Consider the following 13673-nt stretch of genomic DNA (forward strand, 5'->3'; position numbering starts at 1 on the left):
AGGAATGATGAATATAGAGAACATAAAAACACTTGGTGACCTTAAAAAAGCAGGATATCAGAGTAAAAGCATTAAAGACGAACTAAGAAATAATTTAAGAGATAAGATAAGTAAAGGAGAAACGGTTTTTGAAGGCGTATGGGGTTTTGAGAACACAGTAATCCCTGAACTGGAACGGGCAATTTTATCACGTCATAATATTAACTTATTAGGACTTAGGGGACAGGCTAAAACCAGGCTTGCACGCCTAATGATAAATTTACTGGATGAGTGGATACCTGTTGTAGAAGGATCTGAAATTAATGATGATCCGCTTAATCCAATATCGCGCTTTGCAAAAACGCTGATAGAGGAAAAAGGAGATGATACGCCTATAAGCTGGCTGCACAGGAGTGATCGTTTTTATGAAAAGCTGGCTACTCCGGATGTTACTGTGGCAGATATAATTGGAGATATAGATCCTATTAAGGCTGCAAATTTAAAACTTTCTTATGCTGACGATCGTGTTATACATTTTGGAATGATACCACGTGCCAACAGATGTATTTTTGTTATTAATGAGTTACCTGACCTTCAGGCAAGAATACAGGTAGCATTATTCAATATACTACAGGAAGGAGATATACAAATACGAGGATTCAAGGTAAGAATGAATCTTGATCTGCAATTTATATTTACTGCCAATCCTGAAGATTATACTAATAGAGGAAGTATTGTAACTCCGTTAAAAGACCGTATCGGTTCGCAAATTCTTACGCATTACCCGGAAACGGTAAAAATAGCAAGGACTATTACAGAACAGGAGGCTAATCTTGATGGGCGACAGAGTGATTTTATCCATGTACCATCTATAGCTAAAGATTTATTAGAACAAATAAGTTTTGAAGCCCGTGATAGTGAGTTTGTAGATTATAAAAGCGGCGTAAGTGCAAGGATGAGTATTACAGCTTTTGAAAACCTGCTGAGCACTGCCGAAAGAAGAGCATTAATTTCAGGTGATGAAAAAACTACGGTTAGACTTTCGGACTTTATGGGAATTATACCTGCTATTACCGGTAAAGTGGAGTTGGTTTATGAAGGAGAGCAGGAGGGAGCAGCCGTTGTTGCAGAACATCTTTTAGGCAATGCTGTTAAAACAATGTTCCCGGATTTTTTCCCAAAAATAGAGAAACTGGAAAAGAATAGTGATAAAGGACCATACCAGGAAGTAATTGACTGGTTCTTTAATGAAAGTGGATTTGATCTGCCGGATGATGCGAGCGATAAAGAATATAAAAAACAACTTGATTCTATTATTCCTTTAAAGCAGTTGGTACTCAAATATCAACCCGATGCACCTAAAGAAGATCAGTATTTCTTAAAAGAATTTATTCTGTGGGGATTGTCTGAATTTAAAAAGTTAAGTAAAGACAGATATACTCAGGGATATCAGTTTAAAGATCTTTACGGAAGTTATATCAGTAAAAATTTATAGTTAAAAAACAAAAACCTGTTCAGCAATGAGCAGGTTTTTTTATACACTATATCGTTTCTATAGCCATTATCTTTTCTTCAAATACATCTTTAAAATCAGATTTGCTTTTTATCCTTGTTTTATAGGTGTAGATGGTAGAAACGGATAACTCTAAAAAGTCTGCTACCTGATTACTATCCTGAATACCCAGGCGATATAAAGCATAAATGCGAAGTTCTGTATTTAAGAGTTCTCCTTTTTTTACTATTGTCCTGTGATCGGGAGGGAAAAGAGTATTAAAATCTCCTATAAAAGAGGGGAATAGTCTTAAAAATATCTCATCAAATTGATGAAACAGGCTTTCTCTTTCTTTTTTAATATTATAAGCCTTGAGGCTTGTGAGCACTTCATCAGTTTTTTTAGATATTATTTTTTGAATGGTGCTTTTTTGCATGTGGTCTATTTTATTAATAAACTCAGATGTAGCCTTGATGAAATAAGCAATATATTCTTCTTTTATTGTATTGGCTTCGCTAAGGCTCTTATTCATTTTTTGCAGTTTCTCATAAGATGATGCCATTGCTTTTCTGGAAGCATTGCGTTCTTTTAGCTGCTTAAAAATTATAATAAGAAAAAGGATAATTATTAAAGCCAGTACAGTTAATAGTATTACTATTTTTTCGAGCAGATCGTTTTTATCGTTTACCTTATTTAGCTGGGCTTTTTCTATAATAGGGAGTATAGATGATATTTCAATTTTTCTGTGCCTTGCATCATAAAATGTAGCATCGTCCATAGCAAGGTTAATATATTTATTTGCTTTTTCTAAATAACCTTTCTTAAAAAGTTCATTAGCAAGATTGCGCAATGCCACTGTTTCTTTAGTAGCGTTTTTAACATCTGCAATTGCAGCCAGTGTTAAGTAATATATAGCCTTGTCAGTATCTCCTTTCTCAGAATAAATATAACCTAATGAAGATGTGGCTATGCCATAATATTCTGTAGGGAGTTTAAAATGATTTATCCAGTAGCTAAAAGCTTGTTCTGCACCCTTCCAGTCCTGTTGTTTTAGTCTTTTAAGGCTTTCAGCTGCCCAATAGTCATTTGTATTTTGCTTTACCAGCGAAATAGCCTTTTCCAGTAAAAGGTTTCCTTTCTGTATGTAGTTAATATTGTAACGATGGTCTCTGGTATAATCGGCAAGATCATAGTAAGCACGTGCTTTTACAGAATAATAATCATATTGATTTTTAATATCCAAATTTTCCGCCTGGATGCTGTTAAGAGTATCTATAGCTTCTTTAAAAAGACCTGAAGATAATAAAACAAACCCTTCATTTATTTTGCTAAGCGATAAAAGCTTATTGTCTTTGAGTAATATAGCTTTTGATTTAGCCTGCTCAATATAATAGTAAGCAGAATCATATTTAAAAGATTTATATTCTTCAAAAAGATTCATATAATCATAATACAAATTCCTATTATCGTTACTGAGTGTATATTTATGAATATTACGGTTCAGTTCTTTGATCCTTACATATTTCTGCTTTATATAAATATCCTTTTTTTGAAGCGAACGATCAAGACTGTCAAGAACAGGATTAATATTTTTTGCTGTTGCAGTTAATGTAAACAGAAATAATATAAAGTAAAATCTTAGCATGTTTTGTATAGTAGAGATTTTTTAATGCGGCTGAGTAATCACTTCTATTTGATGAAAAGTAATAATCAAGGTGTTTTTTTTAACAGAATTTTTAAAGATGCTAAATGTACTGTAAAATATTACAATTTGGTAATAAAAAAGCAATATATATAAGGTATATAAAAAAATAACGCTATAAATTTTAAATATCTTCATTTATTTAGACTTTAAAAGCTATTTTTAAATCTAAATTATATCTTGATTTTTTTAAAATAATATTTTATTAATTTATTGAAATACAGTGTTTTAATTTTAATTATAACGATATAGTATCTTGATTTTACCTGAATGTTTTTTTTACTCCGTCTTTAACAGCTAGCTTCGTCATATTCTTTTTTTAAGAGGACAAATTAACTAACAAAAAACAACAAAATTTATGAGATGTAAAATTATCTATTTGTTAGCTATCATCGGTTTTTTAGCCATTGGCTGTAGTGAGACTGATGATGGTAATCATGTAGACCCAATCACTCTTAATGAGAAAATTAATGGTGAATGGGGCTTAATGAATTTAAAGATGGTTGACGAGTATGCGAAGTCAAATAAACTTGAGCCATCTGAACAAGATATTAGCACATTATTTAATTATCCTGATTTCAGGATAAAACTTAATGTTGATGACAAGATGCAGCCTACTTCCTATGAAGTTACAGGTGAAGTTCCACCTTTATTTGCCTTGAATGGGTATTGGAAATTAAGCTCAGATTTCCAGCAGCCTACAGGTGAACCTGTGAAGATCTATTTATATAGTGATGCAGAGAAAACTCAAAAAACAGATGAATTAAAACTTACATCTGTACCGGGAAGTAACGAAGAAATGGAAATTCAGCTTGTTAGGACATCTGAAGGTACGCCATTCGTGTCCTACACATTCAGGTTAAATGCTATTAATTAAAAGTAATATGAAAAAACTAATACATATAATAGTACTGGCTTTTATAATGATTCCGAACTTTATACAGGCACAGCAGGAAATGGGAACACCGGCAAAAATATGGTCGTATCCTGTTGTATATAAATATGATGAAGAAGTTACATGGTATTTTGATCTTTCAACTACTGCTTTTCCAGAAGGAGAGGATATTTATCTATGGATATGGTCGCCATCTGAACCGGATGCAGGTAACTGGGAAAACTCTTCTGATTTTGCAAAACTTACCTATGAAGGAAATAAAGTATGGAGCTTTACGCTTACGCCTACAACTTATTTTTCCGTAACTCCTGAAGAAATTGCTGCGAGTGCAGGTTTTTGGCTTAGACTGAAAGACAAAACAGGAACTAAACAATCTGATGTTGCAAATGTTACTTATACACCTTTTGATGATTTTGCTACTGCGAATGAACTAATAAGGGCATATCCTCCTGCACCTACATTAACCGGCGGATTAAGTATATTATTTAATGCTAATCTGGCACCCGGTTTTGAAGATGCAACAAGTGTACATTTTCATAGTGGACTTAATAACTGGGATATTAAGCAGGAATATCAGTCGTGGCTGCCGGAAATTGTTGAAAAAACAAAACTTAAAAATCTTGGTGGAGGTATTTATAAAATGGATTTAATTCCATCAGTATATTATAATGCTCCGGAGGGCTATGTTATGGAAAACCTGGTTTTTTTAATGGTTAAAGATGATTGGGCAGGAACAATACCCGATCAGGTTCTTAATGCAGCCGAATATATTCCCCCACCGCCACCTAAGTTTATGTTCTTTCCGGCTCAGATCAGTAAAAGAGACTTTTTGGGTATAATAAGAACTAATAATGAGAGCAATGTTAACAAACTTCTTTATACTGTTACCGCTGCAGATCATGTTATTACAGGTGAATTTTCTGGTGGTGTGGCAGAAATTAAAGGTTTTGTAAATCTGGTGTCAGAACTTAACGGTGTAAATGCTACCGAAATTCATGTTTTGGTTAAAGACAATAACGGCAGGGTTATTTCTGATACAACCATTCCTTTAAAAACGGTAGACTAACAAACACTATCAACCCAAAAATCAATTCTAATGAATAATATAAATACAAATGTGGTCCAGAAAAAATACTGGGCTAATAAATCGTTGGTATTCATGATTCTCATGCTTTTTCTTTCTGCGGGTATGTTCGCACAAGGGAAAAAGCTGATATCAGGCGTTGTTTACGATAATACCAAGACTCCGATGCCGGAGGTTAATATACTTGAGGCAGGAACTACAAATGCTACATCTACAGATGTAGATGGTAAATTTGTTATAGAAGTTAATACAGGAAGTACAATAGTAATATCATTTGTAGGGTTTACTACGCAAAATATTACCATTGATGCTTCTACAACTACTTTAGATGTTCACCTTGAAGAAAGCGCTATTATGCTGGAAGGCGTAGAGCTTGTATCTGTAGGTTATGGTTCTATGCGTAAATCAGATCTTACAGGGGCTATATCTACAGTAAAAGGTGAAGACCTTGTAAAAGGTGTTATTACTTCTACAGAACAGGCTTTACAGGGTAAAGTTGCGGGTTTAACTGTAACACAAAGTACTGGTGACCCAAGTAGCGGTGCTACTTTGCGTTTAAGGGGAGGAACTTCATTAACGGCAAGCAATAGTCCGCTTATTGTTGTTGATGGTATAGCAGGTGTAGATATTAATATAGTTCAGCCATCAGATATTAAGTCGGTTGATGTATTAAAAGATGCATCCGCAACTGCAATATATGGTTCTAGAGGAGCAAATGGTGTTATTATCATAACTACAAAAGGGGGAAGTAAAAAAACAACTGTGGTTTATAACGGATATACCGGTGTTAGCCAGGCTTCTAATAATCTTGATCTACTTTCGGCAGATCAATGGAGGGCTTATGTAAGGAAAAATAATCTTACAGATGCTGTAGATTACGGCGGTAATACTAACTGGCAGAAAGAACTGCAGCAAACGGCATTTACTCAATCCCATAATATTAGTATATCTTCTGGCGGAGAGATGAGCAATATGCGTGCATCTATATTATATCTTAATAATGAGGGTGTTATTAAAACTACCGGGCTTGAGCGTTTAAGTGCTAATGTGGCAGGTACACAATATGCCGCTAATAAAGCTTTAAAGTTTGATACAGGTATTTTTGCCAACATCGATAAATGGCATCCGCTTGACTATAGAATTTTTGAGAGATCATTTAATCTTAACCCTACAATTCCGGTAAGAGATGCTAATGGAGATTTTACTGAAGTAGGAGGTACACTAAATGAAAATCCTGTTGAGATTCAGACTAACCGTACGGCAGATAATGAAAGGCACAGGGTATTAGGTTATTTTAAAACAGAAGCTAAATTTCTTAATGATTTTACAGCAACCGTTAACCTGTCTTTAGAACACAATGCTATGCAGGGGAACACCTATAAACCTTCTTATGCAATGATGGAAGGAAGAACAGAGCGGGGTTACGCCCAAAAAACATATGAAGAATACCAAAATGCACAGTTAGAAGCATTTCTTAGCTATAATAAACTTATAGGTAAACATAGTATAAATGCGGTGGCAGGTTATTCTTATTACGAAAACATATACAAAGGTTTTGGAGCTCAGCGTAGTGGTTTTGTTACAGACCTTTTTGGCTATAACAATCTTGGTGCAGGATATAACTACCGTTTAGGAGATGTGTATTCTTATAAAGGAAAATCTAATCTTGTTTCGTTTTTTGGCAGGGCAAACTACTCTTATGACGGTAAATATATGTTTACAGGTACAGTAAGAAGAGATGGTTCAAGCCGTTTCGGAGCAAACAATAAATGGGGTGTTTTCCCTTCTGCTTCAGTTGCATGGAGAATTACCGGGGAAGATTTTATGCAATCTACAGGAAACTGGCTTACTAATTTAAAGGTCAGGGCAGGTTACGGCGTTACAGGTAACCAGGATGGTATTGGCGAGTATAAATCATTATCTATTCTTGGAGTAGGGCATGACAGTTATTATGATCCGGCCACCGGAACCTGGAGCCTTGCTTATTCACCTACACAAAACCCTAATCCTGATTTGAAATGGGAATCAACCAAGCAGACTAATATTGGTGTAGATTTTAGCCTTTTCAACAGAATTACAGGTTCATTTGAGTGGTATAATAAGAAAACAGAAGATTTATTATATACTTATCAGGTACCGCAGCCACCATACTTGGTAGGTACAATGCTTGCTAACGTAGGTGATTTATCTAATAAAGGTATAGAGCTTACGCTAAATGCAAACATTATTAGTAGCAAAAACTTTACCTGGGATACCAACTTTACTTTTGCTAAAAACAAGCAAAAGATAGAAAAGCTTTCTAACCAGACCTATAAAACAGATGTTATTTACAGTGGTTCATTACATGGGCTTTCGGGTATGTCTAACCAATTCTCGCAAATCATTAAAGAGGGTTATGCTGTAGGTACTTTTTGGGGACCAGAGGCACATGGTCTTGATGAAAACGGGAATATTATTGTTGATGATACCGATAAAGAAATTGGAAATGCACAGCCTGATTTTAGTTTAGGTTTTGGAATGAACTTTACCTATAAAAATTTTGATTTCGGTTTTACAGGCTATGGAATGTTTGGTCAGGATGTATTAAACGCAACAGATATGATGCTTAATGACCCTAACAGGTTACCGTCATACAATGTTACAGATGATTATCTAACTACAGGTATTACATCTTCACCTAAATATTCAAGTTACTGGATAGAAGATGGTTCTTTTTTCAGACTGCAAACGGTTAGTGTAGGGTATACTATTCCGTTTAAAGATTCATCATCTAAACTTAGACTATATATGACAGGACAAAACCTTGCTGTATTTACAAGTTACAAAGGTGTAGATCCTGAAGTGAACTATAGCGGATTAGACAGTCCGGGAATTGACAGGTTTAATAACTACCCAAGACCAAGAACTATAACTTTTGGGTTAAACTTTACTCTGGCAAACTAAACATAACAGATAATTATAAAACATAAGAAATGAAAGTTAAAATAATAGCTGCAGTATTTTTTAGCACGCTTTTTACTTTATCGTGTACTAATCTTGACGAGGAGTTATACGATAGAGTACCGGACGATGAATTTGGAAAAACCCCAACTGAAATTGAAGCCCTTGTAGGAGGTGCTTATTCTTCACTAAGAGGGTTTAGCGATGCTATTTCAAATTCTTTTCCTACCTGCGAATATGTATTCTTTTTAAATGAAGTAGCTTCGGATGAAGCAACGATACCTACCAGGGGTACAGACTGGTTTGATGGTGGACGTTACCAACAGGTACAAAGGCACGAATGGGATTATGAAAATGGTATGATACTTTCGGCATGGCGCTACTGTTATGCAGGTATTGCCAAGGTAAATTCAATCATATATCAGGTAGATAAATCAGGTTTAACAGATGAAGCTAAAAAACCTATTTATGCCGAGCTTAAATCTATAAGGGCTTATTACTACTATCTTTTGCTAGATATGTTTGGTAATGTGCCAATTGTTACCAATTTTGAAGATCAGGGGTTACCAAGTAATTCTTCGCGTCAGGAGGTTTATAATTTTGTAGAGACTGAACTGCTTGATGCATTACCATATTTAAAACCAAATGTGGTATATTCTAAATTTACAAAAAACGTAGCCTATGCTCTATTAGCGAGATTATATCTTAATTCAGAAGCATTTGTAGGCACAGCACGCTGGCAGGATTGTATAGATATGTGTCAGAATATTTCGGGTTATACTTTAACACCTGATTATTTTGCAAGTTTTGTTACTAATAACCAAACGTCTCCTGAAATAATATTTGCCATCCCTTACGATCAGAAAGCGGGAACAGTAGGTAATTATTTATCTTCTATGAGCTGTCATTACCTTCATAAATTAACTATTTCGCCTACAGGAGATTATCCATGGAGTGCAAATGGTATAAGCGGTCAGCCGGGATTATATTCTTCTTTTGATGATACAGATAAAAGAAAGAAATCTATGATAGAAGGAGAGCAGATAAATATTGCAACAGGATCTGTGATTATTATGGATAGTGGCGAGCCGTTAATTTATACTGAAGAAATTTCAAACTTTACTAATGCAAAACAAAATGAAGGTGTACGTCTTGGTAAATATGAAATGAAGGCAGGAGAGCAGTGGGAGCGTGATCATGACTGGGTAGTTATTCGTTATGCCGAAATCCTTATGATGCAGGCAGAATGTTATGTGCGATTAGGTTCTCCGGGACTTGCTGCGCCGTTTGTACAACAAGTAAGAACACGTGCTGGTTTAGATACACCTGCAACTATAGATCTTGATTTTATTGATAAAGAACTTTTGCGTGAATTTGTATTTGAAGGCAGAAGAAGAACAGATAATATAAGGTTTGGCACATACTTCCAGCCTTGGTGGGAGAAAGGGGCTACTCCTGCATACAGAAGCATTTTCCCTATTCCTAAAGCTGTAATGGATACCAACTCAAACTTAGTTCAGAATCCTGAATATTAGGTTACATAATACCGGTCTTCTGTGTTGGGTTAGTCATTGTAAGGCCGGTATTTTAGTTGCCATTTAAATTTTAATTTTTCATGAAAAAATATACCATACTGCTGTTTTTAGGGTTATTAAGTTTTACTGCTGTAATTAGCTGCAGTAATGACGATAAATCTTCGGGAACTACAGAACCTGAAAATTTAGATCCTGTACCGGTTGTAAAAACAAACAGTACTAAAATCTATATGCATTATATGCCATGGTTTGAAACCAATGAAAGTAGTCCGGATCATCAATGGGGCTATCATTGGACTATGGCAAATAAAAATCCTAATAACGTTGATGCCAATGGTAAAAGAGAGATTGCATCCTATTATTATCCATTAATAGGGCCTTATCATTCCGGCGATAAAGATGTTATTGAAAATCATTTACTGCTTATGAAATATGCCGGTGTTGATGGTGTATTGATTGATTGGTATGGCACTTACAATCTTAATGATTACAGGAGTAATAAAGAAAATGCAGAACAGCTTATAGATATGCTGGATGAGGTAGGTTTGGAATATGCTATAGTATATGAAGACCGCTTTTTAACAAATATTGTAGATGCCGGACTCGCTCCAACAACAATTAGTGCTGCGAAAACAGATTTTAGTTACTTGCAGAACAATTATTTTACTGATGCCAATTATATAAAAGTAGATGGTAAGCCCTTATTACTTGATTTTGGTCCAATAACGCTTACCACTCCGGCAGAATGGACAAGTGCTTTCAGCGGTTTGAATCCGAAACCTACATTTTTAACCTTATGGTATGAATCGGCAGATGCAGGTACTAATGCTTCAGGGGAATATTCCTGGGTGTACCAGGATAATACACATATTAGTAATTTTTATGCTAATAAGCTGCCTACCCTAAACGTAGGTATGGGAAGTGCCTATCCTGGATTTAAAGATTTTTATCAGGAAGGCGGGGGCGGATCTGCTATTGGCTGGACCATAGAACATAATAATGGAGCTACACTTGATGCTACATTGGCTATGGCACAAAATGCTAACCTAAAATATCTTCAATTGATTACATGGAATGACTTTGGTGAAGGTACTATGTTTGAACCTACGGTTGAATTTGGATATTCCTACATTGAAAAAGTAAAAGCATTTGCAGGAGTGCAGAATGCATCGGTTTCGTTTAATGATATTAGTAAACTTTATAATCTAAGAAAGCAGTATAAATCAAATTCAGGCATCCAGACTAAACTAAATAAAGCTTTTGATTATTTTGTTTCTATGCAGCCCCAGAAGGCCGTACAAATATTAAACGAGATAGAATAAGTTGTAATAAACGCAAAATTAAATAATGAAAAATAAAATTTACAAGTATTGCCTGGCGGCTTTTGTTCTTGTAACACTGTCGTGCAATGCCCAAAAAACATACAAAATAGTATCTCCGGGAAAAAATAACGAATTGATTTTTGAACTTACAAAATCAGGAGAACCTCAATACAGATTTTCGTCGAATGGAAAATCGGTTATTGAGCCTTCGTTATTGGGATTTGAATTTTCGGGAAATGCAAAAATGACAGATGGATTTAAAGTTATTTCAACCCAAAAAAAATCGGTTAATGAAACATGGGAACAACCATGGGGAGAATTCAAAAAGATAACGGATAAGCATAATGAACTTATTATTCATTTAAAGGAAGAAAAAGGAGAACAGAGACTTGTAGATATTATTTTCAGAGTATTTGATGACGGTTTGGGTTTCAGGTATTTCTTCCCCAAGCAGCCTAATTTAGGAAAAGTGAAGATATCTAACGAAATAACTCAGTTTACATTTTCTGATGATAATAATGTTTGGTGGATACCTGTACACAGGGAAAACAGTTATTATGAGAGTTTTTACAGAAAAACTCCCATGAGCGAGACAGATACCATCAATACTCCTGCAACTTTTGAGACTAAAAACAAGCTATATGTCGCTATACACGAGGCTAACCTAACCGATTTTGCTTCTATGACATTGCTTAAAACAAAAGGTAACACCTATAAAAGTGAATTAGTGCCTTGGGCTGATGGTACAAAAGTTTATACAGAAACGCCATTTGAGACTCCCTGGAGAACTATTATGGTAGGTACAAAACCGGGTGATTTAGCAACATCTACACTTACATTAAACTTAAATGAGCCTTGTAAAATTAAAGATACATCATGGATAGAAACCTCTAAATATATTGGAATATGGTGGGGAATGCATCTGGAAAAATATACCTGGGGACAAGGACCTAAGCATGGAGCCACCACCAAAATAACAAAAGAATATATAGATTTTGCCGCCAAAAATCATTTTGATGGCGTATTGGTTGAAGGGTGGAATGAAGGATGGGATGGCGACTGGACAGCTGACGGTACCGCTTTTAGTTTTACTAAATCGTATCCGGATTTTGATATTAAAGAAATAACTAAATATGCGGCTTCAAAAAATGTACGCTTAATAGGGCATCATGAAACTGCTGGTGCATCTAAACATTATGAAAGCCAGCTTGACGATGCTTTTAAATTATATAATAGTTTGGGCGTTACTACTGTAAAAACAGGTTATGTAAATAAGTATCTTGATAAAAAAGAATGGCATGACAGCCAGTATGGTGTTCGCCACTACAGGAAAGTGATTGAAACTGCCGCTAAATATCATATAATGATTGATAATCATGAGCCGGTAAAGGGAACAGGTTTACAACGTACTTATCCTAACCTTATGGCACAGGAAGGTGCCAGGGGGCAGGAGTATGATGCATGGTCTTCAGACGGTGGGAATACTCCCGAGCATACTACTATAATGCCATTTACAAGAATGCTGGCAGGGCCTTTTGATTTTACTCCTGGTACATTTGATTTTAGTTACAAAACCCCTCAGGGTGCTAAAGTGCAAACTACACTGGCTAAGCAATTAGCATTATACGTAGTTATTTATAGCCCGCTTCAAATGGCATCAGATTTACCGGAAAACTATGAAGGCAAAAAAGAACTTGAGTTTGTTAAAGATGTTCCGTGTAAATGGTCTGAAACCAAAATGCTTGATTCTAAAATAGGAGAGTATGTAACTGTTGCACGTAAAGACTGGGAAGGGAAAAACTGGTATTTAGGAACTATTACCAACAGTGATGCCCGGAAAATAAGTATTCCTCTTACTTTTTTAACGTCAGGGAAAACATATAGAGCCGAAATTTACACAGACGGAGAGGGAGCAAATTATAAATCAAACCCATACCCGGTTTCAATACAGAATCAGAATGTAAACAGTAAAACTGTTTTAGATATTAATTTAGCTGCAGGAGGAGGTACAGCAATAAAATTTGTTGAGGTAGCTAAGTAAAATTTGGGTAAATGACTTTTAGAGTTGTTTAATGTTGTGTTAGCGGGGCTTTTAAGTTCCGCTATTTTTTGATATACATGACAAAATATATGTAAATTTTTGAAGGGTATTCTTATGAGATAAAATTTAATATAATACTTTTGTATTCTAAGTATGAAAATCGATAGAGTACATATTGGGTTAAGGGTATTGTGGGTGCTAATGGCACTACACATACTTAACTTTAGTATTGATAACCCCCATACACTTTTTGAAAGCAATAAGGTTGATACAGACTTTGAAGAGGTAGATAGTATGGTTGAGTTAGTACTTGAAGATGTTTTTAATATTGAGAATGCAATACCGGAACACCATACAAAAACTCCACTTACGCATAAATTCAATATTAAAAAGGTCGTTTGGATGTTTGATCAACAGGAGTATTTAAAATTTAATGAGCCGGTAGCAGAAAACTTTAAAATAGTCCAATCAAATCTGTTTTACTCAAACCCAATATATAATTCACCTTTGGTGAGTGATTTTTTCCCTCCTCCTGAACAAGTTTAAATAGTATTTCCCGGACTTAGTAAACATTACTGTTTACTAAGCTTTTATGCATGTTTCTATTTTAGGTATATGTCCGGTTCCTTATGTTTTGCAGTGGTTGCATTACTATTTCTTATATACTATTTAAACACATTTTA

General features: G+C 35.0%; 9 protein-coding genes. 8 read left to right on the forward strand and 1 reads right to left on the reverse strand.

Translation table 11 applies throughout. The features are described from left to right. Window positions 1–7: 7 nt before the first annotated feature. The gene (locus NHE85_RS13810; protein WP_252813312.1) at window positions 8–1474 is read left to right on the forward strand and encodes a sigma 54-interacting transcriptional regulator; all 1467 of its coding nucleotides are present in this window, start codon (window positions 8–10) and stop codon (window positions 1472–1474) included. Window positions 1475–1520: 46 nt separating this feature from the next. On the opposite strand, the gene NHE85_RS13815 is transcribed toward NHE85_RS13810, so the two are convergent. Further along, window positions 1521–3116, reverse strand: coding sequence for a DUF6377 domain-containing protein (locus NHE85_RS13815; RefSeq protein ID WP_252812729.1), 1596 nt, complete (start codon window positions 3114–3116; stop codon window positions 1521–1523). 415 nt (window positions 3117–3531) lie between these two features. Between NHE85_RS13815 and NHE85_RS13820 the strand changes: the two genes are divergently transcribed. From NHE85_RS13820 to NHE85_RS13850, 7 genes are all read left to right on the forward strand, one after another. After that, on the forward strand, window positions 3532–4050 hold the full coding sequence (locus tag NHE85_RS13820) for a DUF5004 domain-containing protein (protein WP_252812730.1): 519 nt from the start codon (window positions 3532–3534) through the stop codon (window positions 4048–4050). Between the two features lie 7 nt (window positions 4051–4057). Continuing rightward, on the forward strand, window positions 4058–5134 hold the full coding sequence (locus NHE85_RS13825; RefSeq protein ID WP_252812731.1) for a hypothetical protein: 1077 nt from the start codon (window positions 4058–4060) through the stop codon (window positions 5132–5134). Between the two features lie 30 nt (window positions 5135–5164). Beyond that, complete coding sequence (locus tag NHE85_RS13830) at window positions 5165–8095, forward strand: TonB-dependent receptor (protein ID WP_252812732.1); 2931 nt, start codon at window positions 5165–5167, stop codon at window positions 8093–8095. A gap of 29 nt (window positions 8096–8124) precedes the next feature. Beyond that, entirely contained in the window at window positions 8125–9627 is a 1503-nt protein-coding gene (locus NHE85_RS13835; protein ID WP_252812733.1) for a RagB/SusD family nutrient uptake outer membrane protein, read from the forward strand. Window positions 9628–9707: 80 nt separating this feature from the next. Beyond that, a complete protein-coding gene (locus NHE85_RS13840) occupies window positions 9708–10949 on the forward strand; it encodes a glycoside hydrolase family 71/99-like protein (protein ID WP_252812734.1) in 1242 nt (413 codons plus the stop codon). A gap of 25 nt (window positions 10950–10974) precedes the next feature. Next, complete coding sequence (locus tag NHE85_RS13845; protein ID WP_252812735.1) at window positions 10975–12990, forward strand: glycoside hydrolase family 97 protein; 2016 nt, start codon at window positions 10975–10977, stop codon at window positions 12988–12990. Between the two features lie 153 nt (window positions 12991–13143). Beyond that, a complete protein-coding gene (locus NHE85_RS13850; protein ID WP_252812736.1) occupies window positions 13144–13536 on the forward strand; it encodes a hypothetical protein in 393 nt (130 codons plus the stop codon). Window positions 13537–13673: the final 137 nt, after the last annotated feature.

This window comes from Flavobacterium sp. NRK1 (assembly GCF_024054175.1).
In the GTDB taxonomy this organism is placed as follows: domain Bacteria; phylum Bacteroidota; class Bacteroidia; order Flavobacteriales; family Flavobacteriaceae; genus Flavobacterium.

Coding starts and splice junctions, on each gene's coding strand:
- NHE85_RS13815 (WP_252812729.1), bottom strand. CDS start 3,116: ATGCTAAGATTTTACTTTATATTATTTCTGTTTACATTAACTGCAACA.
- NHE85_RS13825 (WP_252812731.1), top strand. CDS start 4,058: ATGAAAAAACTAATACATATAATAGTACTGGCTTTTATAATGATTCCG.
- NHE85_RS13845 (WP_252812735.1), top strand. CDS start 10,975: ATGAAAAATAAAATTTACAAGTATTGCCTGGCGGCTTTTGTTCTTGTA.
- NHE85_RS13835 (WP_252812733.1), top strand. CDS start 8,125: ATGAAAGTTAAAATAATAGCTGCAGTATTTTTTAGCACGCTTTTTACT.
- NHE85_RS13830 (WP_252812732.1), top strand. CDS start 5,165: ATGAATAATATAAATACAAATGTGGTCCAGAAAAAATACTGGGCTAAT.
- NHE85_RS13850 (WP_252812736.1), top strand. CDS start 13,144: ATGAAAATCGATAGAGTACATATTGGGTTAAGGGTATTGTGGGTGCTA.
- NHE85_RS13840 (WP_252812734.1), top strand. CDS start 9,708: ATGAAAAAATATACCATACTGCTGTTTTTAGGGTTATTAAGTTTTACT.
- NHE85_RS13820 (WP_252812730.1), top strand. CDS start 3,532: ATGAGATGTAAAATTATCTATTTGTTAGCTATCATCGGTTTTTTAGCC.
- NHE85_RS13810 (WP_252813312.1), top strand. CDS start 8: ATGAATATAGAGAACATAAAAACACTTGGTGACCTTAAAAAAGCAGGA.